General features: G+C 68.6%; 23 protein-coding genes. 12 read left to right on the top strand and 11 right to left on the bottom strand.

Annotated features, from left to right (window positions below; translation table 11 throughout):
- Positions 1-68 precede the first annotated feature (68 nt).
- The 5 genes from NV1_RS08945 to NV1_RS08925 all read left to right on the top strand — a co-directional run bounded on the left by NV1_RS08945 (position 69) and on the right by NV1_RS08925 (position 5190).
- A complete protein-coding gene (locus tag NV1_RS08945) occupies positions 69-1019 on the top strand; it encodes an acyl-CoA dehydrogenase family protein (protein WP_067887803.1) in 951 nt (316 codons plus the stop codon).
- A gap of 30 nt (positions 1020-1049) precedes the next feature.
- The gene (locus NV1_RS08940) at positions 1050-1832 is read left to right on the top strand and encodes an enoyl-CoA hydratase/isomerase family protein (RefSeq protein ID WP_067887799.1); all 783 of its coding nucleotides are present in this window, start codon (positions 1050-1052) and stop codon (positions 1830-1832) included.
- Between the two features lie 190 nt (positions 1833-2022).
- The gene (locus tag NV1_RS08935) at positions 2023-3201 is read left to right on the top strand and encodes an acyl-CoA dehydrogenase family protein (protein WP_067887795.1); all 1179 of its coding nucleotides are present in this window, start codon (positions 2023-2025) and stop codon (positions 3199-3201) included.
- A complete protein-coding gene (locus NV1_RS08930; RefSeq protein WP_245713620.1) occupies positions 3198-4301 on the top strand; it encodes an acyl-CoA dehydrogenase family protein in 1104 nt (367 codons plus the stop codon). The genes NV1_RS08935 and NV1_RS08930 overlap by 4 nt, the downstream gene beginning before the upstream one ends.
- 169 nt (positions 4302-4470) lie before the next feature.
- Positions 4471-5190 carry an alpha/beta hydrolase gene (locus NV1_RS08925; protein WP_067887792.1) on the top strand — a complete coding sequence of 240 codons (720 nt, stop codon included), beginning with the start codon at positions 4471-4473 and terminating at the stop codon, positions 5188-5190.
- Positions 5191-5215: 25 nt separating this feature from the next.
- Here the strand turns inward: NV1_RS08925 and NV1_RS08920 are convergent, their stop codons facing one another.
- The 5 genes from NV1_RS08920 to NV1_RS08900 all read right to left on the bottom strand — a co-directional run bounded on the left by NV1_RS08920 (position 5216) and on the right by NV1_RS08900 (position 11609).
- Positions 5216-6934 (bottom strand): class I adenylate-forming enzyme family protein, encoded by a 1719-nt coding sequence (locus tag NV1_RS08920; protein ID WP_067887790.1) that lies wholly within the window; start codon positions 6932-6934, stop codon positions 5216-5218.
- Between the two features lie 18 nt (positions 6935-6952).
- Positions 6953-8173, bottom strand: coding sequence for an FAS1-like dehydratase domain-containing protein (locus tag NV1_RS08915; RefSeq protein ID WP_067887787.1), 1221 nt, complete (start codon positions 8171-8173; stop codon positions 6953-6955).
- Positions 8174-8246: 73 nt separating this feature from the next.
- Positions 8247-9230, bottom strand: a complete 984-nt coding sequence (acuI, locus tag NV1_RS08910) for an acrylyl-CoA reductase (NADPH) (RefSeq protein ID WP_067887784.1) — start codon at positions 9228-9230, stop codon at positions 8247-8249.
- Positions 9231-9260: 30 nt separating this feature from the next.
- Positions 9261-10058, bottom strand: a complete 798-nt coding sequence (locus NV1_RS08905) for an SDR family NAD(P)-dependent oxidoreductase (protein ID WP_245713619.1) — start codon at positions 10056-10058, stop codon at positions 9261-9263.
- 15 nt (positions 10059-10073) lie between these two features.
- A complete protein-coding gene (locus NV1_RS08900) occupies positions 10074-11609 on the bottom strand; it encodes a class I adenylate-forming enzyme family protein (protein ID WP_067887781.1) in 1536 nt (511 codons plus the stop codon).
- Positions 11610-11806: 197 nt separating this feature from the next.
- Here NV1_RS08900 and NV1_RS08895 point away from each other — a divergent pair, with 197 nt between their 5' ends.
- From NV1_RS08895 to NV1_RS08885, 3 genes are read left to right on the top strand one after another with little or no spacing between them, the layout of a single operon-like run.
- Entirely contained in the window at positions 11807-12994 is a 1188-nt protein-coding gene (locus NV1_RS08895; RefSeq protein ID WP_067887778.1) for a CaiB/BaiF CoA transferase family protein, read from the top strand.
- Positions 12991-14259 (top strand): acetyl-CoA hydrolase/transferase family protein, encoded by a 1269-nt coding sequence (locus NV1_RS08890; RefSeq protein WP_067887776.1) that lies wholly within the window; start codon positions 12991-12993, stop codon positions 14257-14259. The genes NV1_RS08895 and NV1_RS08890 overlap by 4 nt, the downstream gene beginning before the upstream one ends.
- The gene (locus NV1_RS08885; protein ID WP_067887772.1) at positions 14260-15027 is read left to right on the top strand and encodes an enoyl-CoA hydratase-related protein; all 768 of its coding nucleotides are present in this window, start codon (positions 14260-14262) and stop codon (positions 15025-15027) included.
- 313 nt (positions 15028-15340) lie between these two features.
- On the opposite strand, the gene NV1_RS08880 is transcribed toward NV1_RS08885, so the two are convergent.
- On the bottom strand, positions 15341-16423 hold the full coding sequence (locus NV1_RS08880; protein ID WP_067887769.1) for a CE1 family esterase: 1083 nt from the start codon (positions 16421-16423) through the stop codon (positions 15341-15343).
- A 114-nt stretch (positions 16424-16537) separates the two neighbouring features.
- Here NV1_RS08880 and NV1_RS08875 point away from each other — a divergent pair, with 114 nt between their 5' ends.
- The gene (locus NV1_RS08875; protein ID WP_067888758.1) at positions 16538-17209 is read left to right on the top strand and encodes a TetR/AcrR family transcriptional regulator; all 672 of its coding nucleotides are present in this window, start codon (positions 16538-16540) and stop codon (positions 17207-17209) included.
- Positions 17210-17240: 31 nt separating this feature from the next.
- Here NV1_RS08875 and NV1_RS08870 read toward each other — a convergent pair whose 3' ends face one another.
- The 4 genes from NV1_RS08870 to NV1_RS08855 are packed head-to-tail and all read right to left on the bottom strand — an operon-like array spanning position 17241 to position 21424.
- On the bottom strand, positions 17241-18155 hold the full coding sequence (locus NV1_RS08870) for an SDR family NAD(P)-dependent oxidoreductase (RefSeq protein WP_067887766.1): 915 nt from the start codon (positions 18153-18155) through the stop codon (positions 17241-17243).
- On the bottom strand, positions 18152-19054 hold the full coding sequence (locus NV1_RS08865; protein WP_067887763.1) for an LLM class F420-dependent oxidoreductase: 903 nt from the start codon (positions 19052-19054) through the stop codon (positions 18152-18154). The genes NV1_RS08870 and NV1_RS08865 overlap by 4 nt, the downstream gene beginning before the upstream one ends.
- Position 19055: 1 nt before the next feature.
- On the bottom strand, positions 19056-20297 hold the full coding sequence (locus tag NV1_RS08860) for an acyl-CoA dehydrogenase family protein (protein WP_067887760.1): 1242 nt from the start codon (positions 20295-20297) through the stop codon (positions 19056-19058).
- Positions 20294-21424 (bottom strand): acyl-CoA dehydrogenase family protein, encoded by a 1131-nt coding sequence (locus NV1_RS08855; protein ID WP_067887757.1) that lies wholly within the window; start codon positions 21422-21424, stop codon positions 20294-20296. The genes NV1_RS08860 and NV1_RS08855 overlap by 4 nt, the downstream gene beginning before the upstream one ends.
- Positions 21425-21565: 141 nt before the next feature.
- Between NV1_RS08855 and NV1_RS08850 the strand changes: the two genes are divergently transcribed.
- The 3 genes from NV1_RS08850 to NV1_RS08840 are packed head-to-tail and all read left to right on the top strand — an operon-like array spanning position 21566 to position 24690.
- Entirely contained in the window at positions 21566-22864 is a 1299-nt protein-coding gene (locus tag NV1_RS08850) for a cytochrome P450 (protein WP_218026941.1), read from the top strand.
- Positions 22864-23049 carry a ferredoxin gene (locus NV1_RS08845; RefSeq protein ID WP_067887754.1) on the top strand — a complete coding sequence of 62 codons (186 nt, stop codon included), beginning with the start codon at positions 22864-22866 and terminating at the stop codon, positions 23047-23049. Before NV1_RS08850 ends, NV1_RS08845 begins: the two co-directional genes overlap by 1 nt.
- A 27-nt stretch (positions 23050-23076) precedes the next feature.
- Positions 23077-24690, top strand: coding sequence for an acyl-CoA synthetase (locus NV1_RS08840; protein ID WP_084525203.1), 1614 nt, complete (start codon positions 23077-23079; stop codon positions 24688-24690).
- On the opposite strand, the gene NV1_RS08835 is transcribed toward NV1_RS08840, so the two are convergent.
- Positions 24687-25493: an enoyl-CoA hydratase gene (locus tag NV1_RS08835; protein WP_067887751.1), complete on the bottom strand. Its 807-nt coding sequence runs from the start codon at positions 25491-25493 to the stop codon at positions 24687-24689. The genes NV1_RS08840 and NV1_RS08835 overlap by 4 nt on opposite strands.
- Positions 25494-25752: the final 259 nt, after the last annotated feature.

Below are 25752 nucleotides of genomic sequence, written 5' to 3'. Positions count from 1 at the left end.
GTTGAAGGCGTGCCCGAGAATACCGCCGTGCGGTGGCTGATTGGTCCGGACGGGCTGGAGTGTGCCGTATGAATATCGAGTTATGTTCCGAAGCAAGGGAATTCGGTGTCCAGGCGAAGCGGGCACTGGCTGCTGCCGGAGGGGATGAGCTGGTTCAGCGGGCCGAGCAAGAGCCCGAGGTGCGGCAGACCGTCGTAGCAGAGGTGCTCGCGGGGCTCGGGGCGTGGGATCTCGCGCCTCGGTCCGACGCAGTCGAGTTGGAAGCTGCCGCGGCGCTGTGCCGTAGTGCCGGATATCTGGCCGTTCCGTATCCGGTGGCCGAACGGTTGGCGCGGCCCGAGGAGGCCGGGGTCGACGGGCTCGTGGTGGTCGCGGAAGGGGAGGCGGCCGCGCCCGTGGCGGGCCTGGATCTGCGCTGGGCCGCGGTGACTGTCGATGGTCTGCGGCGGAAAGTGACTGTGCGGCACAATGTTTGGCCACCGAGGACGTCGATGTTCGTGGCCGAGTTGGAGTTCGGCGGGCCGATCGAGGGGGCCGGTGGGACGGTGGATGCGGCACTGGGGCTGGTGCTGCCGTGCTGGACGCTGCTGGGCATGCTCGATCGGGCAGTGGATCTGGCTCGGGCGCATGTGCTGGTGCGGGAGCAGTTCGGGCAGCCGCTGGCGCAATTCCAGGCGGTGCAATTCCAGCTCACCGATGCCGAGGTGGAGCGGCGTGGTGTGGAGATGCTCGCGCGGTATGCGTTGTGGAGCATAGGGTCCGGCGATCCGGCGGCGGTTCACGACGCGCTGGCTCTGCGGCTGGCCGCGCTCGAGGCGGCCGATACGGTCTTCCGGGTCGCGCATCAGCTGCACGGGGCCCTGGGATTCTGCGATGAATCGACGCTGTCCTGGATCTCGCGGTACAGCCAGCCGATTCGGCGGCTGCCGTTCGGGCGGTCGACCACCGAGGAACTGCTCGGCAGCGGTCTGGGACGACGCGGATTGCGTGGCTTGTTCTCGGATCCGGCGGCGGTGTGAGCGGCCGAAACATTCAGGGAGGCTGAGGAATTGCGTTACGACCTACCCGGCGAGCTGGAAGTCCGGTGCGACGGGCCGGTGCGCACGGTGGTGCTGAATCGGCCGGATGACTTCAATGCCGTCGATGTGAACCTGCACCGCGGACTCGCCACCGTCTGGCGGCAGCTGGCGGCCGATACCGGGGCGCGAGTGGTGATCCTGACCGGTGCGGGCCGGGCGTTCAGTGCGGGCGGCGATCTGGACTGGATCACCTCGTTCCTCGGCGATCCGGTCGCACGGGACGAGAGCATTCGCGAGGGCGCGCAGATCATCGAGGAGATGCTGCGGTTTCCGCTCCCGGTGATCGCCGCGGTCAACGGCCCGGCCGTGGGCCTGGGCGCGAGTATCGCCGTACTGTGCGATGTGGTGCTGATCTCCGAACGGGGCCACCTGGCCGATCCGCACGTCGCGGTCGGGTTGGTCGCGGGCGACGGCGGTGCGGCGTTCTGGCCGCTGCTGACTCCCATTCTGCGTTCCCGCGAGTATCTGTACACCGGCGACCGGATCGATGCCGATACCGCGGTGCAACTCGGCCTGGCCAGCCGCGTGGTCCCACCGGGCGACCTCCTCGACGAGGCCCACCGCCTCGCCGAGCGCCTGGCCGCCCAACCGGCCGAAGCCCTGCGTAGCACCAAACGTGTTGTGAACATGTATCTTTCGCAGGCGCTCGCCGGTCCGATGCAGGCCGGTTTCGCCGCGGAGGTCGTCACGATGCAGTCCCGGGAGCACCGAGAACGTCTGCAGGCGTTGCGGGACAGGACGAAAAGCCGATGACGCCGCGCACCGCCCGGGCCGACGCGGCCGCGCCGCCTTCGTTGCGGTCCACCCGAGGGGCGCGGCTGTCGTATGCGGTGGTCGCGGGCTCGGATGGCGCGGGGGCCGGTTGCCGCGATCGGCGGTGGGATGCGAACGTGCCGAGGGAAATCGGTGTGACGTCCGCCGATCCGAAGAGAGCGGGTGCTCGATGACCGGGCCGCGGCAGCTACGAGAGTTTCGTGCCGAGGTCCGGGGCTGGTGTCGGGCCGAGATTCCGGCGGATTGGCGGGCCGCGCAGACGGGCGCCTCGGATGCGGAATTCGTCACGTTTCAGCAGGAATGGTTTCAGCGGTTGCGCAGGGCCGGATTCGCGGTGCCGCACTGGCCCGGGGAGTGGGGTGGGGGGATGCCGGTGGCCGAGCAGATCGTGCTGTATCAGGAATTGGCGGCGCACGATGCGCCGCGCTCGGTGCTGGCGTTCGTGGCGATTCACCATGCGGCGGCGACGCTCCTGGCAGCCGGGACGCCGGAGCAGCGGCAGCGGCATCTGCCCGCCATTCTGGACGGTGAGATCTGGGTGCAGGGGTTCTCCGAACCCGCGGCGGGATCGGATCTGGCCGCCTTGGCGACGACGGCTCGGCGCGAGGGCGAGGACTACGTCGTGACGGGCCAGAAGGTATGGGCCAGCGGTGCGCAGTTCGCGGACTGGTGTCTGCTGCTCGCGCGCACCGACCCGAACGCGCCCAAGCGACACGGTATTTCGTATTTCCTGCTGGACATGCGGACGCCCGGAATCGATGTGCGGCCGATCCGCCAGGCCACCGGCGAATCGCATTTCTGCGAGATATTCCTCGACCGGGTGCGCATTCCGGCCGGCGGGTTGATCGGCGCGGAGAACGCCGGATGGCAGGTGGCGCAGCGGACACTCGGGGCCGAGCGCGGGCTGACCATGCTGGAACTGGCCGAGCGTCTGGGCAATGCCGGATTCCGGTGGTTGGTGCGGGCGTGCCCGGCCGATGATGATTCGGCGCTGCTCGATCGGCTCGCCGGATTCGAGACCGAGATCGCCGGACTGCGGCTGCTGTGCCGAGATCTGGTGGAACGGCACGAATCCGGGACCGCGGGACCGGCGGATGCGTCCATCGTCAAGCTGTACTACAGCGAACTGTTGCAGCGAATGACCGATTTCGGCACCGAGCTCGGGGGAGTGCACGCCCACACGGTGCTGCACAAGCCGCGATCGGGCGGCTGGGAGTCCGGCGCGTGGGCGCTGGATTTCCTCGGGTCGTGGGAATGGACGATTCCCGGTGGTACCAGCGAGATTCAGCGCACCATCATCGGCGAACGCGGCCTCGGGCTGCCCCGAGAACCGAGCGGGGCACGATGACCGGAACAATCGGGGACGCCATGGAATTCGCCGAGCTGCACGATGAATTGCGTTCGGTGGCCAGGGATGTGCTGACCGCGCGGGATGCCGCGCGACTCACGCCCGGCAGGCTCGCGGATCTGGGGTGGCTCGGCCTGGAGATACCGGATGAGACCGGCGGCGCCGGAGCGAGTTTCGCCGAGACCGCGATCGTGCTCGAGGAATTCGGGCGTGCGACGGCCGGAGGGTATTTCGGGGCGGCGCTCGGTACCGGGACCTGCGGTTTGCTCGCCGAGACGGCTGGGCGGGACGATCTGCTGCGCGCGCTGGCCGCGGGCGAGACGATGACGGCCGTGGCGTTGTCCGCCTCGCCCGACGAATGTGATGCCACCCCGCCGTTTCGCCTCCGCACCAGCTCCGATGGACTATTGCTCTCCGGCGACGCGGAATTCGTGCTCGACGTGACGACCGCGGATCGGCTACTGATATTGGCCGATGACCCCGACGGCGTACCGGTCATCGTCGCCGCCGAGGCGACCGGGCTCGTGCGCGCCGCCCAGCCCGTGCTCGACGAGACCAGGATCTTCGGCCGCGTCACCGCCGATGACGTTGCGGTGTCGGCGGATTCGGTGTGGCGATTCGCCGGTGACCCGGAGTCGGCGGTGCGGCGCCTGCACGACCGCGCCGCACTTTCGATCGCCTGCGACAGCCTCGGGCTCTGCGCCGTGATGCTGGACGCCACGACCGCCTACGTGGGCGTTCGCGAGCAGTTCGGCCGTCCGGTCGGATCCTTCCAGGCGGTCAAACACGCCTGCGCGGATATGCTCGTGCGGATCACCGTCGCCAGGCATCTGGTCGCCGCCGCGGTTCGGCACGCGGTCGCGGGAGATGCCGACGCCTGGGTGGCGGTCTCGATGGCGAAATCCCACGGCTGCGCGGCTGCGGTCGAAATCGCCGGTAAGGCAATGCAATTGCACGGTGGAATCGGCTACACGTGGGAGAGCGGCATCCACCGCTATCACAAGCGCGCCATGTTGAACCGCGCATTGTTCGGTTCCCCGGCGGCCCACCGCCGCAGGCTGGCGCGGCGGTACCGCGACGCGGGCGCGGACCGGCCCTGAGGCCGGAACCGTGGTGACCGGAGCCGAATCCGTACCGGGCGAAGACGCCCGCTGCGGTGCGGCAACGGGGCCTCCGCGGTGGGCGCGGGCAGAGTGCCCGGTTCCCCGGCAACGAAGCCCGTAGGTAACTAAACTCTCTCGGAACGAGAATCATGTTTTCAGGAGTGAGATGGCTACCTTTGTCCTGGTGCACGGCGGCGGACACGGCGGCTGGTGCTATCGGTACGTGCGGGAATTGCTACAGCGGGCCGGTCACGAGGTGTACGCGCCGACCCTGTCCGGACTGGCCGAGCGCGCCCATCTGCGCACGGCGGGAATCGGTCTGGAGACCCACATCCAGGATGTGGCCGCGCTGCTGCACTACGAGGATCTGCGTGAGGTGATCCTGGTGGGGCACAGCTACGGCGGCATGGTGATCACCGGCGCGGCCGACCGTGCCGTGGAACGCATCGGCCGGATCGTCTATCTGGACGCGGCCAATCCGGTGAACGGCCAATCGCTGGTCGACGTCGCCGGGCCGATCATCGAATCCACGCGCCCCATGGGCGAGACCGTCGACGGGGTGGAACTCGTCCTGCTGCCGGCGCCGGAGGCCCCGCTGTTCTACGGGGTCACCGATCCGCGCGATTCGGACTGGATGCGCGAGCGGCTGACCGCGCACCCGTGGAAATGTTTCGAGGACCGGCTCGACCTGCGCAATCAGGATGCGCTGTGGGCGCTTCCGCAGTATCACATCGTGTGCACCTCGACCCTGGCCACCCGCGACCCGGAATTGGTCGCCAAGGCCCGGGCGCTGGGCAGGCTGTGGGACATCGATACCGGCCACGATCTGATGATCACCGCACCGCAGGCCGTCGCCGACGCGCTGCTGGAGATCGCCGCGTACTGAGCGGCGACCTCCCGCAACGTCGGAATCACTGCCCGGCAGGCGAATTCGCGTCCTGCTCAAGTCGCCGGGCGGCCAGTGCGCGCAGATCGCTGGGTTTGATCTTGGCGCTGCCGGTCAGTGCGATATCGGACTCGTCGAAGAACAGCACGTGTCGTGGAACCTTGTAGCTGGCCAGGCGCTCGCGCAGATGGGCGCGGATGGCTTCGGCCTCCGGTGTCGCGTCCTGGTGCGGTACCACGCAGGCCACCACCATTTCGCCCAGGGTGTCGTGCGGAACGCCCACCGTGCGAGCCACTTTCACGCCCGGATAGCCGATCAAGGCCTCGTCCACCTCGAGCGGTGAGACGTTCGCGCCGCCGGTCTTGATGATATCGGTCAGGCGGCCCTCCCAGAACAGCCTGCCGACCGCGTCGAGATGACCGCCGTCGCCGGTGTGGAAATAGCCGTCGAAGTCCAGGGTTTCCGAGAGCGGTGTGCCGAGGTAACCGAGCATGAGAGTCGGTCCCTTGACGCAGATTTCGCCGGATTCGCCGCGCGCTGTGACCGCACCGGTGATCGGGTCGACGATCTTCACCGTCACCCCCGGCAGCGCGACGCCGCTGCTGCCCGCGTGCACCTCGTCGGGCGTATCGGCCGGGAAACAGGTTGTGATGGTGAAGGTTTCGGTATTGCCGTAGGCGCGGCCGGGCTCGTACCAGATCGTGGATACGCTCGGATGGTGCGCGATCGGGGTGTGGTAGTCCACGAACCGCATGGCGCTCAGATCCACGGTGTCCCAGTTGGGCGCGGCCTCGAGCTGAGCCCACTGATGCGGCCAAGCGCCCGGGAAATTCACCCGCTCGGCCTGCATCAGCTCGAGTGCCGCCGGTGGGTCGAAAGTCGGTTGCAGCACCAGACATCCGCCCGCGGCCAGGGTTGATCCGAGCGCCTGCGCGAAGTTCCCGGACCAGAAGAATCCGTTGGCCACCCAGGCGCGCACATCGTCTTCGGGACCGAATCCGAAAAGCCGCCGGAATCGCCACATCTGGATGGTCACACCGCGATGTGCGCTGAGCACGCCCTTGGGAGCGCTGGTCGAGCCGGAGGAGAAGAACAGCACGCCGGTGTCGCTGGGCCGGGTCGCGGCGGCGGTGGCCTCGACCAGCTCACGGGGCTCGCCGCGGCCCCGGGCCAGGAAAGTGTCCCAGGTGTCGATCGCGGCGGTGGGCAGCGCCGGTCCGAGCATGGCCAGACGGCGCAGGAACGGATAGCGCGCCGACCGCAGCGGTCCGAGCCCAGCCTCGCCGAGCGCGGGCTCGAGCCCGGCCAGGATCTCCGCGAAATCCTTGCTGAGTACTCGTCTTTCGAACAGCAGCACCGACACACCGGACAGTCGCAGCAGCTGATCCAGCTCCGCGGCGGTGGAGAAGGTGCTCAGCGGCACCGCCACACCACCGGCCAGGCTCGCGCCGAAGACCGCCGCGAGCCATTCGGGACGGTTGGTCATCAACACCCCGACCCGGCCGTCGCGACCGATACCGCACGCCCGCAGCGCGCGGGCCACCGCCATCGCGCGTTCCCACAGGTCGGTGTAGGACCAGCGCACGACGCCGTCACCGCCGGGGGCGGCCACGGCCTCGCGTTCGCCGTACAGCTCGGTGACCTCGCGCAGAAACCCCGGCAGGGTCAGCGCGCCGAGCCCGGGCTCACTGTCCAGCGGCGGTCCCGAAACGATCGAGATATCCTGTGCGGCAGTGGTATCCATCGCCGACCCCTTCCGCCGCTACAGCGGCAGTTCGACCTCGGCGGTGCTCTTGACCAGCACGCCGCCATCCTGATTGGTCAGTTGCAGCCTCACCTGCACCAGCGGCACGCCCCAAGCCGACTGGGGTTCCTTGCCGACGACCTCGGCATCGAAATAGGTGACGTCGCCCTCGAAGGACGGGAGCCGGAAGTCGGATTTGATATGCCGCACCAGGCCGTCGTTGCCCGCCCAGTAGGCCAGGTAGTCGGTGCACCAGCCGCCCATGGTCGCGCCGTAGCCGTACGCGCGGGCCATGCCGACCTTACCGGCTTTGTCCTGGTCGATATGCCCGCGCGAGGGCCCGACGTACAGCCCGTCCCGCAGCCGCGGGTCGATCCGGGCGCCCTCCTCGTCGAAGGCGAAACCCTCGGTCCAGCCGGGATCCTGATACACCCACGGATCATCGACCCCCTGCGGCGTGACCCAGTGGAAGGTGCCCCAGATGTTGAACAGGAATGCGCGGTACTCGGTGGTGAAACTCGCGATGCTGTGCGGCCCGATCACCCGGCGTGGCAGGGTGTCTCCGACCTTCACCTCGTCGAAATGCGGTGAGACGCCGAGTCGATTGGACATCAGCCACTCGGTGCGCAGGCGGCCGATCTCGTCGAGTTCTGCCTCAGTCCAGCGTTTGAGTTCGCCGAGTTGGTTCTCGTACATGCCGCGCTTGGTGGCCTCGGCCGCGAGATAGCGGATGGAGGTGGACCGCTCCAGGGCGACCAGCGCGCCGTGCTGATTGCGATGCGTGGTGTCGCCGCGCTGGAACAGCGTGGGCCCGGCGAAATTCGTCGGCGCCACCTTGTAGTCGTGGAATCGACGCTCCTGGAACAGCTTGTCGCCCGGCCGGACCGGGCAGCCGTAGAACCACCACTCCTCACCGCCGAAGATCAGGTGGCTGCCCGGAATCCGGCCGACACACGCCGGGGCCGCGCCGTGGCCGTAATCCAGTGCGACAGCGATGGATTGAGGTGCCACGATGCCGCCGTAGCGGGATTCGCGGGCGAACTCCTGATCCCAGTGCAGCGGGTTGGGGTAGTCCATCGCCATCACCCAGCGGCGAATATCCGAGGCGCTGCACGGTTCCCAGAGCTGTCCGCCGCCGACGGGCTGTCCCACCCGGGGCTCCACATCGGACAGGTCGAGTTCCACGGCGTCGGGATCGGCGGCCTTGCTCTTACCGGCCTTGCTCGATGAAGTACTCATTGCTGCGCTACCTTTCTTGCCGGTTCTCCCGGGGTGGTGATTCCGTGCGGCCCGGGGGATCCGAATGTCGCTCTCACCGGTTGACGTCCACGACGATGCGTCCGCGCACCGTGCCGTCGATGAATTTGCTCGCCGCGTCGATGGCGTCCGCCAGGGCGATCTCCTCGGTCAGGGATTCCAGCGCGGCGGTGTCCAGATCGCGGGACAACCGCTCCCAGGCGGTGATTCGCCGCTCACGCGGCGCCATCACACTGTCGATACCCAGCAGGCCGACCCCGCGCAGGATGTGCGGGGCGACCGTCGAGGGGAAGTCCATGCCCTGAGCCAGGCCGCAGGCGGCGACCGCGCCCCCGTAACGGGTCTGCGCGCAGGCATTGGCCAGGATGTGACTGCCCGCGGTGTCGACCACGCCGGCCCAGCGTTCCTTCTGCAGCGGTTTGCCGCGCTCGGCGAGTTCGGCACGGTCCACGACCGTGGTCGCGCCGAGTCCGCGCAGGTAGTCGGCCTCGGCGGTCTTACCGGTCGCCGCGGCCACGGTGAAACCCGCCGCGGTGAGCAGGGCGATGGCGATACTGCCGACGCCGCCGGTCGCGCCGGTGACCAGCACCTCACCCTGATCCGGCCGCACGCCGAAGCGGTGCAGCGCCTCCACGCACAGGCTCGCGGTATAACCCGCGGTGCCGATCGCCATCGCCTGACGGCTGCTGAACGCCGACGGCAGCGGCACCAGCCAGTCTCCGTTCAGGCGAGCGCGCTGAGCCAGTCCGCCCCAATGCTTCTCGCCCACACCCCAGCCGTTGAGCAGCACCCGGTCACCGGCGGAGAATTCGGCGTGGCTGCTCTCGGTCACCACACCGGCCAGGTCGATGCCGGGCACCAGCGGAAAGGTGCGCGCGATCGGCGAGGAGCCGGTGATCGCCAGGGCGTCCTTGTAATTCAGCGTCGAGTACTCCACCTCGACGGTGACGTCGCCGTCCGGCAGCCGGTCCTCGGCCAGGCTGGTCGCGGAAACCGTCTGCCCGGCATCGGATTTGTCGATCACGAGTGCGGAAAACATAGCGGGGGAAGTCCTTTCTGATTTCATATCTCAGCGTGCGGTCCAGCCGCCGTCCACGACGATCGTCTGGCCGGTGACATAGGCCGCCGCGTCACCGGCCAGCCAGACGATGGCCCCGGTGATATCGCCCGCGACCGCTTGCCGGGGCAGAGGAGTGTTGCGGCGCAGATATTCCGCCCCGCGTTCGCTGTCGTACAGCGAATCGCTGATCTCACTGCGGAAGAAGCCCGGGGCCACGGTGTTGACCCGGATCGAATGGCGCGCCCACTGCACCGCGAGCTCCGCGGTGAGCCCGGACAGGCCCGCCTTGCTCGCCGCGTAGGAGGCCTGCGGAATGCCCGGCACCCCGACGCGTCCGCTGATCGAGGAGACGTTCACGATCGAGCCGCGACCGGCCTCGCGCATGTGCGGAAAAACCTGCTGCGCCAACAACAACGGCGCGATCAGGTTGAGATCCATGGTGCGGCGCACGTCGGCGAGCGGCTCGGATTCGGCGCGTTCGGCGCCGAATCTGTTGCCCGCGGCGTTGATCAGGATCTCCGGCGGGCCGAGCGCGTCGACCACCGCGGGCACCAGCTGCCCGACCCCTTCCAGGTCGGACAGATCGCAGGGGATCGCCGCGCCGTCGATATCCTCGGCCAGCTCGGTCAGCCGGTCGCGCCGCCGGGCCACCACCGCGACCCGCGCGCCGAGGCCGGCCAGCGCTCGGGCGACGGCCGCGCCCAGCCCCGAGGACGCGCCCGTCACGATCACCACCCGGTCGTGCAGATCGAACATGCGGGCGGCGGTGTCACCGGGGGATTCCGGTCCGGCGGCGTTGTCGGCCACGTACTTACCCAATCGTCAGTAGGTGCGGGGGTGCGGTGACCGGTGCCGGTCGAGCAGTTCGGGCAGCCGGGTGCGCTCGACCTTGCCCATCGCGTTGAGCGGCAGTTCCGGTACGGCACACCAGATTTCGGGGATCTTGTACCTCGCGAGCCCGGCGCGGCACCGCGCCTCGAGGGCGTCGAAATCGACTGTGCCATCGGCACTCTGGATCAGGGCCGCGACGCGCTGGCCGAGTCGTTCGTCCGGCACCGGGCACAGGGCGACGGCGGCGACGGCCGGATCCGCGGCGATGACGCGCTCCACCTCGAGCGGATAGATATTGGCCCCGCCGCGGATGATGACCAGCTTCTTGCGGTCCAGCACGCTCAGCCAGCCGTCGGCGTCGACGGTGCCGATATCACCGGTCGCGAACGGGCCGGGTTCCGGCGGGCGGATACCGCCGTTGTCCCAGTGCCCCAGGGGCGGCCGCCACTGTCCGGCGTACGGTCCCGTCTCGGCCGCGGTGAGACACAGTTCGCCGAGTTCCCCGGCCGGAAGTCGGCGACCCGCATCGTCGTAGGCCGCGACGTCGTACTGCGGCAGCAGCTTCCCGCTCGCGCGCGGACGTCGCTCGCGGCCGACGGGGTCGATCGAGACGACCGATGGCGCCTCGGTGAGACCGTATGTGGCCCTGGGGGTCAGGCCGTGCGCGGCGGCGAAATCGGCGAACAGATTCTCGCCGGCGTCACCGCCGCCGCTCCAGACCTCTCGCAGGGAATCGAGATTCAGATGCCGCCGCCGCGCCAGATCGAATACCTGGGCGGGTGCGCCGTTCCAGACCGTCACCCGGCGGGTGGTGATCCACTCGGCGACGCCGTCCACATCGCGCCGGTCCATGATGACCGCGCAGCCGCCCGCCTGCGCGGTGAGCAGGGTGGACAGCACCATGAGGTTCAGGATGGTCAGGGGGAAGCTGTCGCCCTTGCGCAGGTCCGGGCCCCAGCCGCGGGTCTGGACCAGTGTCGCGCCTGGGAGCAGGAGGTTGTGGTGGCTGTGCACCACGGCTTTCGGGTGTCCGGAGGTGCCGCTGGTGAAGGCGATTGCCGCCGGCGCGTGCGGATCTATCGGTATGTGCGGGGCCGGTTCGGCGTGCTCCCGCAGATCGGTCCAGCGCGAGGCGTCGATGCGGCCGGGAGGCTCGATGCGGCAGCGTTCCCCGGCCAACAGGACCGCCGGCTCGCAGGTGGCGTGCAGCCCGGCCTGCTCGCTCTCGGACAGTGCCTCGCCGATGCCCGCCCAGATCGCGCCGATGCGCGCGACGCCGTGGAAGGCGGCCACGATGTCCAGATCGTTGGGCAGACAGGCCGCGACGCGGTCGCCCGGGCGCACGCCGAGCGACCACAGCGCACCGGCGGCGCGATCGGCGCGCTCGTTCAGTTCGGCGTACGACCAGATGCCCGAGATCGCCTCGATCGCGGGAGAGTCCGGACGGGTTCGCAGGGCGGTGTCGAGTACCCGCGCGATCGTGCCCGGACGGTTGCGCTGGGACGCCGCGCCGGTGCTACTTTCCACGCTCCCTTTGATATCAGTATCTTTACTATCCTTGCAAGGATTAATCCGATACTCTGGCAGACGCGCCGCCGGGGCCCGGTCGTCCCGGAATGCTGCGCACCGAATCACGCCCCGGCCACCTCCGTCACCTTGCGCTCGCGACACCTCCGCTCCGGCGTTCCTGGCGGTAGCGGCGGCAATCCGAACGTGGAGGACATATGACACACACCGGTCCGCTGTCGGGAGTGCGGGTCATCGATCTGACGGCCATGGTGATGGGGCCGTACTGCACGCAGATCATGGCGGATATGGGGGCCGACGTGATCAAGATCGAACCGCCCGCCGGCGACAACACCCGCTACATCTCCGCCGGACCCGAACCGGGAATGGGCGGGGTGTTCGTGAACGTCAACCGCGGAAAACGCAGTGTGGTACTGGATCTGCGGTCCGAGGAAGGCAAACGCGCACTGCGGGAGCTGATCCGCGACGGCGATGTGTTCATCCATTCCATGCGCGGCAAGGCGATCGCTCAACTCGGCTTCGGCTACGATGCCGTCGCCGCGATCAATCCCGCCATCGTCTACACCAACTGTTACGGGTACGGCCGCCGCGGCGCCGATGCGGATCTGACCGCCTACGACGACACCATCCAGGCCGAGTGTGGACTGCCCTCGGTGCAGGAACAACTCACCGGCACAGCGGGTTACGTCGCCACCATCATGGCCGACAAGGTAGCCGGCCTGACCGCGCTGTACGCGACCACGATGGCGCTGTTCCATCGCGAGCGCACCGGCGAGGGCCAGGAGGTCGAGGTCGCCATGTTCGAGACCATGGCGGCGTTCCTGCTCGTCGAACACGCCAACGGCGCGATGTTCTCGCCACCGTTGGGGCCCGCGGTGTACCACCGCGCGGTGGACCGCAATCGACGGCCGTATCGCACCAAGGACGGATACATCTCCGCACTGGTCTACAACGACAAACAGTGGGCGGCATTCGTGGAAGCGGTGCAACCGCCTTGGGCCGGACCGGAATTCGCCACGCTGGCCCAGCGCGCGAAACGCATCGATGCCGTGTACGCGCTGCTGGGGGAGACCTTCGCCGAGCGAACCACACGCGAATGGCTCGAACTGCTGCGCCTGCGTGACATTCCGTGCGCCCCGGTGCGCACCCTGGACGAGCTGTTCGACAATCCGCATCTGACCTCGGCGGACTTCTTCGAAACCGTCGAGGCCCCGTACGGTCCGGTGCGTTATCCCGGTGTGCCGACCTGGTTCTCGCGCACACCGGGCCGAGTGGCGGGACCGGCTCCGCGTCTGGGTGAGCACACCGCCGAGATCGTGGAGGGCGAAACTGCTTCCCGTCTCGGTGAACACGCTGCCGAGATCGTGGAGGATGAGCGCGCATGAAGGTTGTCGATGCCGATGAGCTGGATGTCGCGGAATTCCTGCGGGCCGGTGACCGCATTGTCATCGGGCAGGCGTGTGGCGAGCCGACTACGCTGATCGAGGGGCTGATCACGGGGGCTGGGGCGGTCGGGGGGTTGTCGGCGTTCATCGCGACGAGTTTCTCCGGCCTGCTGACTCCCGAAGCGATACAGGGCTTTTCGATGTCGAGCATGGGTGCCATCGGCACGTTGCGGTCGCTCACCGCCGCGGGGCGGCTCGAGGTGATTCCGTGCCATGTCGGCCGGGTGGGGCCGCTCATCGAGGCCGGGATCATCGGGTGTGACGTGGCATTCGTGCAGGTATCGTCGCCGGATGCGCAGGGGGACTACAGTTTCGGGTTGACCAGCGATTACGTTCGGGCCGCGGTCGAGCGGGCGCGGGTGGTCGTCGCGGAGGTCAACGACCGGGTGCCGTGGACGTACGGCTCGATCCTGCACGCGAGTGAGATCGACTACGCCGTCGAGGTTTCTCGCGAGCCGGTGCGGGTGCCGCCCGCCCGGATCACCGAAACCGATTCCGCCATCGCGCAATACGCCGCCGCCTATATCGAGGACGGCTCGGTGCTGCAGACCGGGGTCGGGGCAGTGCCCGATGCGATTCTGCGGCTGCTGCGCGACCGCCGCGACCTGGGCGTGCATTCGGGCATGATCGGTGACGGTCTGGTCGATCTGGCCGAGGCCGGGGTGCTCACCAATGCGCGCAAGCGGATCGATCCGGGCGTCTCGATCACCGGCGCGCTGATCGGCACCGAACGGCTCTACGCATTCGCCCACCGCAACAACGGGATTCGGATGTGCCCGACCTCGTATACCCACGATGCGTCGGTCCTGGCGCGACTGGACCGCCTGGTGACGATCAACTCGGCGCTCGAGGTGGATCTCACCGGCCAGGTCAACGCCGAGCAGACCGGTTCGGCCTATCTCGGCGGGACCGGCGGACAGGTGGATTTCGTGCGGGCCGGGGCGAATTCGCCGGGCGGCCACGCGGTGATCGTACTGCCGTCGACCGCGAAGAAGGGCACGGTCAGCCGGATCACCGCGGCGTTGTCCGGGCCGGTGACCACCGCGCGCAGCGATGTGGACGTGATCGTCACCGAATTCGGCGCGGCCGAGCTGCGTGGGCGGACCCTGGCCGAGCGCACCCGCCGCCTGGTCGCCATCGCGCACCCCGACTTCCGGGAAGACCTGGAACGGGCAGCGCGCACCATCCAGCAGAGAGGTTTCTGAATGCACGACGCGGTCCTGTTCGACGCACGCGAGGACGGTATCGCCGTCATCACCCTGAATCGCCCCGCGATCCGTAACTGCCTGACCGCCGAGGTGCGTGCGGGCCTGGCCGCGGCGTGGGACCGGTTCGAGCGGGATCCGTTGCTGCGCATCGCCATTCTGACCGGTGCGGGAGATCGGGCGTTCTGCGCGGGCGGCGATCTGAAGGAGATGGTGGAGACCGGCATGCGGGTGCCGCCCCGGGAGATGTTCGCCCTGCCCTACGACACTGTCGAGTTGTCCAAACCGACCATCGCGGCGGTCAACGGCGTGGCCTACGCGGGTGGCTGGATGATCGCGCAGGCCTGCGACCTGTGCGTCGCTTCCACCACCGCCCGGTTCGCGATCACCGAGGTCAAGGTCGGCCGCAGCGCTCCCTGGGCCGCGCCCCTGATCCACATGATCCCGCAGCGGATCATGATGGAGATCATGCTGACGGGCAAGCCGGTCACCGCTCGCCGGGCGTACGAGATCGGCCTGGTCAATCGCGTCGCCGAGCCGGACGAATTGCTCTCCGCCGCACTGGAATTGGCCAACGAAGTACTCGCCGGCGCGCCGCTGTCGGTCCGCGCCGCTCGCGAAACCGTCATGCTGGCGACGGAAATGGGACGCTCGGCTGCTTTACAGGCGGCACGGAGCGCCTCGGAGCTGTGCTACAACAGCGACGACGCTCAGGAAGGGCCGCGCGCCTTCGCCGAAAAGCGTTCGCCGCGTTGGCAGGGACGCTGAACCACGGAGTCGCGCGACCACGGTTCGCGTTCTGGTCCGACCAGCGGTGGACTTCCATGCCTGCACCGGAGCAGCCTGGTTGTCCGGCGGGAACCGCCGAGCGCGCTCTCGCTGATGGGCCACCGGTACTCGGAAAATAGCGTGCCCGTGGGGGATTCGCTCGAGGCTCTGGAGGCGGTCGATCACCGCGTGGCCCACGACGGTGACCCGGCCGCGCACCGGCGGGCAGGGCATGGGCGCGATGGCATCGGGCGGAGGCGATCCGTAGGTGGTTCCGCCGCGTGGAAACGGGGCCACGCGGCGGACTCGCCGCTCAGCCGTGTACCGCGCCCGTCAACGGGTGTGCTCGGAAGAAATCCCACATCGTGGCGGTGGCGTCGATGGATGTCGTGGTTTCCCCGACCAGCGGAGTCGGGGAGACGATCGACGGGTGACCGGGCCAGGTGTGGCCGCCGCCCAGGACCGTGTACAGCTCCACCGTGGCGTTCGCCGGGCACTGGTAGGTGGTGAGGCTGACGTCGGCGGCGACCGCGCGCTGCCGGGGCTGCCCGGTGCAGCCGTTGCGGCGGGCCCAGGCTGCCGCGTTGCCGGGGATGTCGGTGGGGCCGGGGCCGTTCTGCGGGCCGCTGGACGAACCCCCGTCGGGAGCGGGGAGGTAGCGCGCGTTGGCGCCCTGCCCGCCGCCGTACGCGACGAGCGGATCGGCCGTGCCGTGGAAGGCGACGATCGGTACCGGGCGCTGGGTGCGGCACCAGGTGAAGTTCTGCAGGCCGGCGACCGGTGCGATCGCCGCGATCCGGTCGGACAGCTGGCAGGCCAGCGAGGAGGTGGTGAACGCGCCCATCGACAGTCCGGCCACGTACACCCGGCGGAGATCGATGCAGGACGTGGCTTCCACCTGCGACATCAGCTGGGCCAGATAGGACACATCGGCGCTGTTCGGGCTGAAATCCCAGCGGGGCAAGCCGGATTCGTCGATCTGCGGGGTGATCGTGGTGAAGCCGTGGCTGTCGCCGTACGGACCCAGGCCGCTGCCCTCGTGCTGGAGGACGGCCAGTTCCAGATAGCCGTGCAGATCGAACACCAGGGGCAGGGGGTGACTCGTGGCCGGTGGAACGTCCTGAATGTAGGTCCCGGAGCGTCCGGCCGCGCTGAAGTGGCGGGTGGACTGTCCGGACGGGATGGCGGGGGCGTGGCAGCCGGCTGATTCGACGGGGGCAACCGAATTCGCGGGCGCGGCCTCGACGGCCGGAGCGACGGCGGTGAGGGCGGTGGCCGCGAGCGCGGCGACGGTGAGCATCGCGCGGGCCGTGCGGGCCAATCGGCGCGCGGTGTGACGACCACGGGCAGCGATGCTCTGCCGGGGCGGCCACGGTGCTACGGCATTCTCGATCATAAGAGGCATGTTCGCACGCCGGTAGGCGCGCGGGCGGCGGATCGGTGCCGGATCCGTACCGGAACTGTGGTGCGGATATTTGCGGGATTGCACGCTGGCAAGAATACTATTCTTGTGAGCGAGAATAGTGCTTCGCGCCCCGCGGGCGATATCGCGAGCCGGATCGCGGCACGCACACTGGCCGATCGGGAGGCGGCCTACGCGGGCGAGGTGCGGCGGCTGCTGGACGCCGCGCTCGACCTGATCCGTGCCGCGGGCACCGGCGCGCGCCCCCGGGTCGCCGATATCGTCGCGGCCGCGGGTCTGTCGAATGACGCGTTCTACCGGCACTTCCCGTCGAAGGACGCACTCATCACGGTGCTCATCGAGGATGGCGCGGATCGCCTGGTGAGCTATGTCGCGCATCGGATGGACAAGCGGGATTCGCCGCGAGAGGCGGTGCGGGCCTGGGTGGAGGGCATCCTGTCCCAGGCCGCCGACGAAACCGCCACGACCACTCGCGCGGTGCTGTGGAACGCGGGCGCGCTGACCCCGGCCATCGACACGGGCTCGCCCTTGCCCAGCGGGCGTCTGGCAGTGTTGCTGCACCGGCCGTTCGCCGAATTGGGCAGTGCCGACCCGGAATTCGATGCCGGACTGGTCGCACACGCGACCGTCGGACGGCTCTCGGACCAGCTGTGGCGTCGCGAGGAACCCACCGCCGCCGACGTGGATCGGGTGACCGCGTTCTGCCTGCGGGCACTCACGATCGGTCCGGCTGCTGGGCAGGACTCGCGAGGCCGCTGAGCGTGACCCCGTCGGCCCAGGGTGGTTCGGTTCAGGATCGGCCCGGCTGCTCGTCCGGATTTCGCAGGTAACCGAGCGGGGCGTAATTTGCCCACCCCTGTTCGGGCCAGTTGAACCAGCCCGCCGAGGCCGAGGTGCCGCCGTCCGGGTGCAGGGTCGTGCCGGTCAGGTAGGCCGCCAGATCCGAGGCGAGGAACACCACGCAGCCGGAGACGTCGGTGACCTCTCCGGAACGGCCCAGCGGTATCGCCACGCGCACGCCGACGGGATCGTCCATCGCGTTGTCGCCCTGTCCGTGCCCGATGCGAGCCAGGTTGGGGGTCGGGACGTAGTCCGGCGCAACGCAATTGACCCTGATCCGGTCCGGTGCGAGTTCGATCGCCAGGGTCCGGGAGAACTGCTCGACCGCGGCCTTGGCGGCCGAGTAGACCGCGAAACCCGGTGCGGCGCGGTGCGCTTCGATGGTGGTGATGGTGACGATGCTGCCTCCGCGCCCGCCCGCGCGCATCCGCGGTGCGGCCAGCGCGCAGGCGTGCATGACATGCAGCAGATTGGCGCGCAGCAGTGCGTCCCAGCCTTTCGGGCGGGTTTCGGTGAACGGCGCTCGGAAGGTGCCGCCGACCACGTTGACCAGCGTATCCAGCCGTCCCCAGCGCTGGTCGACCTCGTCGAACAGCGCCGTGAGCACCTCGGGATCGCGGGCGTCCCCGACCTGCACGACCGCATCGTGGCCGCCGGCCGCGAGTGTGGCGCGCAGGTCGGCGGCGGCCTCGGTATCGAGGTCGAGCACTGCCGTGCGCACGCCGTTGGCGGCCAGATCCGTCACGATGGCCCGGCCGAGACCGCCCGCGCCACCGGTGATCACGGCGACCCGATCGGCCAGACCGCCGCGTTGCTCGAACCAGCCCGAATCGGATGCGCCTGTGTCGTTTCGTATGTCGGTCATCGCAGATAGGTCGCGCCGAAGGATTCGATGAAATCCAGTGTCGCCGTGCGCTCCCGGGTTCGCGCGGAGATCACGATCCAGGTGATCCCGGCCTTGTCCAGCGCGGCGAACGCCTCCCGGTTCCGGTCGGGGTCGTCGGCGGGCGTTCCGAGGCTCTCGTCGTGGTACGAGTACACCACGTCGATCGGGTCGGTGCGCCCGCATCGCTGTGCGGATGCCCGCAGATCGGCGATGTCGGCGGCCAGCTGCCCGATCGGGCCGAGTTCGGGAGTTCTTGCGGTGGAGCTCAATTGGGGCCCGCCGGACATCGGCATCCAGCCCTGCGCGCGAGCCGCGACCCGGCGCTGGGTGAGTTTGGAATTGCCGCCGATCCAGATCGGAATCGGATCCTGCACCGGCCGCGGGCGGGCGATCACCTCGCGAGCGTTGAAATGCCGGCCGGCATAGCTGAACGGCTCGCCGCTCCAGTGCAGCGGCAGTGTTTCCAGCGCCTCGTCGAACAGGGCGTTGCGTTCCTCGAAATCGATTCCCAGAGCGTGGAATTCGCTCTTCTGATAGCCGGTGCCCAGCCCGAGGATGGCGCGGCCGCCGGAGAGTTTGTCCAGGGTGGCCGCGGCCTTGGCGAGCAGGAACGGATTGCGGTACGGCGCGACGGCCAGATATGTCAGCAGCCGCAGCCGCTCGGTTGCCCCTGCCACATAACCCAGCGCCACCAGTGGATCCAGCGTCTGGTGCCCGCCCGAGGCCAGCCAGCGCGCACCGGGAATCGGATGTTCGCTCAGCGAGAGCGCGTCGAATCCGGCGCGTTCGACCGCGATCGCGACCTCGCGCAGCGGACCCGCGTCCAGGATATCGCCGTCGTACCCTGTGGTTTCCGGATAGTGGAAGATGAATCTCATCTCAACGTCCTCGTTTGACCTGATTGAACGGCACGCCGCGGTCCGCGGCGTACTCGCGGGGCATGCCCAGCACCCGTTCGCTGATGATGTTGCGCGCCATTTCGGTGCTGCCGCCGGCCAGGCTCCAGGCATTGCGGAACAGGTAGTCCAGGCCGATCCGTGCGATTCCCGGCCCGTCGGCATCCCCGGTCACCGCCGCCGAACCCGCGATCGTCATCGCGGAATCGGTTTGCTGCCACGTTGTTTCGGCACCGAACAACCGGACGACGGAGCCGGCGGCCGGTGGCATCGCGCCGCTGGAGATGGCCTGGGTGACATGGTCGATCAGCTGATTGCGGACCACGTTCATCATCCGCGCCGCGCCGATGTCCTCGCGCACTTTCGGATCGTCCAGACGGCCGGTGTCGCGGGCCAGATCGACCAGGACGTTCGCATCGCCGCCGAGGTGGGGGCGGCGGCCGCTGGTGTACGGCGAGGTTCCGCCCATCGCCGCGCGCTCGTGCACCAGCAGCCGCGAGGTCGCCGCCCAGCCGCCGCCGACCTCGCCGACCACGGCGTCGGCGGGCAGTCGCACATCGTCGAAGAATTCCTGGCAGAACTCGGTGGACCCGGTGACCTGCTTGATCCGCTGAATGATCACCCCGGGCGCGTGCACCGGGACCAGAAACATCGTGAGGCCGTTGTGTTTGGGCACGTCCCAGTCGGTACGGGCCAGGCACAGCCCATAGTCCGCGCCGTACGCGCCCGAACTCCAGATCTTGGAGCCGTTGAGGACCCATTCGTCCCCGTCGCGGTCGGCGCGGGTGGTCAGGCCGGCCAGATCCGATCCGCCCTTGGGTTCGGACAAGAATTGCGCCAGAATCTCCTCGCCCTTCAGCACAGCGGTCAGGTGCGTGCGTTTCTGCTCCTCGGTGCCGAGTTCGGCGAGGGTGGCGGCGCAGATGGCCAGGGTGGGCACGTTCAGTTCGAGCGGCATCTCGTAGCCGAGCGATTCCTCGGTGAACGCGCGTTGATGGGCGGGCGTGAGACCCTGTCCGCCATAGGCTTTCGGGAAGCAGATGCCCGCGAAGCCGCCCTCGGACAGGATGCGCTGCAATCGGCGGGCTCGGCCCCAGCTCTCGTCGTCGGGAACGCCGAGGCGGGACTGCGAGGCGGGCGGGAGGTTCTCCTTCAGCCAGCGCCGGGCCCGGTCGCGGAAGGCGTCGACGGGTTCGAGTTCGGTGGATTCGGGTGCGGTGGTCATGCGGCGCTCCGGACGAGTAGGTCGGTGATGCGGCGGTGGTGTTCCTCGGGGGTGCCGTACAGCGCGCGGCCGAGGGTGACCCGCCGCAGGAACAGGTGCAGATCGTGTTCCCAGGTGACGCCGATGCCGCCGTGGATCTGCACGCAGTCCTGCACGATGACCGGCGCTTTCCCGCTCACGTACGCCTTCGCGACGCTGACGAGTTCCGCAGCGGTGGACGGGCTGTCGTCGATGGCCGCCGCGGCGGCGCGCGAGGTTGCCTCGCACGCCTCCAGCCAGGTCTTGTTGTCGGCCATGCGGTGCTTGAGGGCCTGATAGGAGGCCAGCGGCCGGCCGAAGGTGTAGCGGTCGAACATCCACTCCACGGTGGCGTCGAAGGCGCGCCGGGTGGCCGCGGTCGACTCCGCGGCGGTCAGCACGGCGGCGATGTGCAGCTGGGATCGCACTGCGGCCGAAGCGCTTTCACCGTTCTGCACGACCGCGTCCGAACCGAGGGCGACGTTGTCGAACTCCACCCGGGCGGTGCGCCGGACGAGGTCCAGCGTCCACGTCGGGGTGACGGTGACGCCCGGACTGTCGGTGGGCACGAGTAGCTGGATCGGCCCGTCCGGGCCGTGCGCGGTGACCAGCAGGACGTCGGCGACGTCCCCGGCCTCGACGCGATCCTTGCAGCCGGTGAGCCGATAACCGTCGCCGTCGGGTTCGGCGCGGGTCTGCCCCGGAGCCAGTTCGAGTCCGTGCCGCGGTTCGTACAGTGCCCACGCCGCGATCAGATCACCCGCGAGGATTCCCTCGATGACCTCGGTGAATCGGTCGCCCGCGGCCACCAGTCCGGACAGCGCGGCGCTGGTGGGGATCAGCGGTCCCGGCGCGCAGGCATGGCCGAACGCACCGGCAACCAGGGCCAGTTCGGTCACCGGCCGCCCGGAGACCGAGCCGCCGCCCAGACTCTCCGGAACCAGCATGGCCGTCCAGCCCAGCTCCGCGCCTTGCCGCCACCAATCGCGGTCGAATCCCGTTGCGGTATCGGCGAGTTCGCGAATCACCGAAATGGGGGCGGTGCGGTCGAGGAACTCGCGGGTGGTGGTCTGGAACAGCAGCTGATCGCTGGTCGGTTCCGCAGTCATGGTTACCGTCCTCCACTTCGTAGCGATCCTCATTTGACGGTCTCGCAAACCGATGTGAGAATCAGATCATCAGTTAATGAGAGTAGCATTCTCATGTGTCGGATGGACGGTGCACTCGCGGCCGGCCGAAGGGAGTCAGCAGTGGTGAACGACGTCACGTCGACGGACTTTTTCATGGGGCGTGAGCTCCTCGAGAACCCGTATCCATACTTCGACGCCCTGCGGGCACAATGCCCCGTCACCAAGGAGAACCACCACGGTGTTTACATGGTGACCGGCTACGACGAGGCGCTTGAGGTGCTCAATGACCCGGAGAAGTTCTCCTCGTGCACCTCGGTGACCGGGCCGTTCCCGGGACTTCCGGTCCCGCTCGAGGGCGACGACATCAGCGAGCTGATCGAGCAGCACCGTGACGCGCTGCCCTTCAGCGATCAGCTGCCGACCCTGGACCCGCCGGTGCACACCCAGCATCGCGGCCTGCTGATGCGGCTGATCACGCCCAAGCGCCTCAAGGAGAACGAGCAGGCGATGTGGGCGATCGCCGATCGGATGTTGGACGAGTATCTCGTCGCCGACTCGGCCTGCTTCATCCGCGATTTCGCTGGGCCGTTCACCCTGTACACGATCGCCGATCTGCTGGGCGTCCCGCCGGACGATCAGGAGGAGTTCCTCTACACGCTCCAGCGCGATCCACATCGCAAGGCGGGCAGTGCCGTCGGCAGCACCAAGGGTGATGCCATGCAGGACAACCCGATCGAATTCCTGTACGAGAAGTTCTCCGCCTATATCGAGGACCGGCGTCGCGAACCACGCGGAGATGTGTTGTCCAGCATGGCCGCCGCGCCGTTCGCCGACGGCACCGAACCGTCGGTGCGCGATGTGGTCGCGGTGGCGGCGAACCTGTTCTCCGCCGGACAGGAGACCACGGTCCGGCTGCTCAGCTCGGCGTTGAAGTTGATCGCCGAGCGGCCCGAGGTGCAGCGGTTGCTGCGGGAGGATCGTTCGCGGATCGGCAATTTCATCGAGGAGGTGCTGCGCACCGAGAGTCCGGTGAAGGGTGATTTCCGGCTCTCGAAGGTGCCGGTGACCGTGGGCGGGATCGATCTGCCCGCCGGGACCACGCTGATGATCGTCAACGGCGGAGCGAACCGGGACCCGCGCAAGTTCTCCGATCCGTCGACCTTCGACCCGGAGCGTTCGAATGCGCGCCAGCACATTTCGTTCGGGCGCGGCATCCACACCTGCCCGGGTGCGCCGCTGGCGCGCGCCGAATCGCGGGTGGCCATCGAACGATTGCTGGATCGCACCACCGATATTCGCATCGATGAGCGATTCCACGGGCCCGCCGAGGCTCGCACATACAGTTACGTGCCGACGTTCGTGCTGCGCGGTCTGACCGAACTGCACCTGGAATTCGACATTGCCGAGAGTGAGGCGTGATGAAGGTTTCGATCGACGCGGACCGCTGCCGTGGCCACGGCATCTGCCTGGGTATCTGCCCGGAGGTGTTCGAGCTCAGCGACGACGGGTACGCCGAGGCGGGCCCGGATGTGGCTCCGGAGTTCGAGAACGCCGTGCGGGAGGCTGCGCAGGCGTGTCCGGAACAGGCCATCGTCGTGAACTGAGCTGATTTCGATCGGAGGGAGCGTGCGATGCGCGAAACCGGTACGTCGTCCGATTCCGGTGCGGCCGAGCAGGTTCGGCCGCCCGGTGCGGCGCCGTTGACGCCCGGGTGGCATGCCGAGCGGACGCCGGACCGGCCCGCGATCGTGCTGGCCGCCAGCGGCGAGGTGGTGACGTACGCGCAACTCGAGGACCGCTCGATCCGGTTCGCCCGGGCGCTGCGCACACGTGGGCCGAAGGTCGGCGACCATATCGCGATCCTGCTGGAGAACAACCGGCAATTTCTCGAGATCGCCTGGGCGGCACAGCGTTCGGGGCTGTACTACACCGCGGTCAACCGGCATCTGACCGCCGGTGAGGTGCAGTACATCCTGGACGACTGCGGCGCCGCCGCGCTGATCACGAGTGAATCGCTCGCCGAGGTGGTTTCGGGCCTGGATCTGTCCCGGGTACCGATCCGGATCTGCGCGACCGGCCGGATCGAGGGGTTCGAGGATTACCCGGAGATGCTGGCCGGGTCCTCGGGCGAACCGCTGGGGTCCGAGGAGTGCGAGGGCCGGGAGATGCTCTACTCCTCGGGAACGACGGGTCGGCCCAAGGGAATTCGCAAACCGCTCCCGGCGACGCCATTGGGCGATCCCGCTGCTCCACCGGTGCAGATCGCCCGGGGTCTGCTGGTCAGCGGCGCCCGCGAGGATGCGGTGTACCTTTCGCCCGCGCCGCTGTATCACGGTGCACCGCTGGTCTTCTCGATGTCCTGGCAGCGGATGGGCGCGATGGTGATCGTGATGGAACGGTTCGATCCGCGGCTGTATCTCGAACTGGTCCAGCGGTATCGGGTGACCCATACCCAGCTGGTGCCGACGATGTTCGTGCGAATGTTGCGGCTGCCGCGCGCGGAGCGGGAGGGCTACGACGTCTCCAGTCTGGTGGACGCGGTGCATTCGGCCGCGCCCTGCCCGGTGCCGGTCAAGCGGCAGATGCTGGATTGGTGGGGACCGATCATCAGCGAATATTATTCGGGCACAGAGGATGTGGGGAACACCTACATCTCCGCCCCGGAGTGGCTGGCGCATCCCGGCTCGGTGGGCAGGCCCGCGCAGGAATGTCACATCGTCGGCGAGGACGGCGCCGAACTGCCCACCGGACAGGTCGGGGTGGTCTATTTCGCCGGTGGCCGCCAGTTCGAATATCACCACGACGAGGCCAAGACGGCGTCGGTCACGCACGAGAAGGGCTGGCGCACTCTCGGGGATATGGGCTACCTCGACGAGGACGGCTATCTGTACCTGACCGACCGGCAGGCGCACATGATCATCTCCGGCGGGGTGAACATCTACCCGCAGGAGGCCGAGAACATTCTGGCCGCACATCCCGCGGTCGCCGACGTCGCCGTGATCGGCGTGCCCGACGAGGAGATGGGCGAATCGGTGAAAGCGGTTGTGCAACTGGTGGAACCCTCTGCCGCCGACCCTGCCCTGGCCGCCGAGCTGATCGCTCACTGTCGTGCGGAACTGGCCGCCTACAAATGCCCCCGCACGGTCGATTTCGTCACCGAACTACCTCGCGACCCCAGCGGGAAGCTGTACAAACGTCAACTGCGCCGGCGGTATTGGGAAGGCCACGACAGCCTGGTGCGCTAAGGCTCCGCATGGACCTGACTGCGCCCGCGCGCGACGACCGCCGCTCGCCGGGCGGCGATATCGCTCGTGCCCGGCCGCCAGGTCTCGGCGAGGATGCCCTCCAGCAGATGCGCCTCGGTGAGGGTGGCGGTGTCGGCGACGCCGTTGTAGTGGGCCAGCAGCTGCCGGACCGCGCGGGAGTCGTTGCCCGCGATGTCGGCGGCGAGCCGCTGCGCGAAGGGGAGCAACTCCCGATGTGGCACTACGTGGTTCACCAGGCCCAGGCGCAGGGCTTCCTCGGCGGTGAGGAAGTTTCCGGTGAGGGACAGTTCGATGGCCTTGCGTGGGCCGACCGTCGCGGCGAGCAGAACCGTGGCTCCGCCGCCGGGCATGACGCCCAGGCGGGCGTGGGTGTCGGCGAAACGGGCGCGGTCGGAGGCGATCAGGAAGGTGCACTGCAGGGCCACTTCGAGGCCGCCGGTGACGGCCGCGCCGTTGATCGCGCCGATGACGGGTTTGCCGATCGGCGGCAGAAATCGGAACAGGCCGTTGGCATCTCGTCCGGGCCCAGCACCGGGTGCGCGCAGGGGCGGCGCGATTCCGCTCGCGGCCTCGGTGAGGTCCACCCCGGCGCAGAAGACGGGGTCCGCGCCGGTCAGCACGACGACGTCGATGCCGGGATCGGCCCCGGCCGCGGCGACCGCATCCCACAGCGCGTCCATCAGAGCGCGGCTCAGGGCGTTGCGCGCGGCGGGGCGGTTCAGTGTGAGGGTCGCGACGCGATCCGCGGTCTCGACACATACCAGGATCTCGGCGTCGGTCATGGGGCACCTCCGAACTGTGTGGGTTGCCGGCGCACCTGCTCATATCGATTGCGATGCGGTAGCGAATATGTTGTTCTTATAATAGGAGAATATAGTTTCCCAGGGCGGTCGGAGCGGTCGTGTGGCCTGCGATCCCCGCGTTTTTCGGAGGTGAGATGTTGATCGGCAGTGCATCGCGAACCAGATGGGCCGCACTCGCGCGGGTGCACCCACCGGATGTGCTCACTGCCGCCGATTACCCTGGGCGCCGGGGTGTTTC

It is taken from the genome of Nocardia vaccinii NBRC 15922 (assembly GCF_001613305.1).
In the GTDB taxonomy this organism is placed as follows: domain Bacteria; phylum Actinomycetota; class Actinomycetes; order Mycobacteriales; family Mycobacteriaceae; genus Nocardia; species Nocardia vaccinii.
This window is presented reverse-complemented; position numbering and strand designations above follow the sequence as displayed.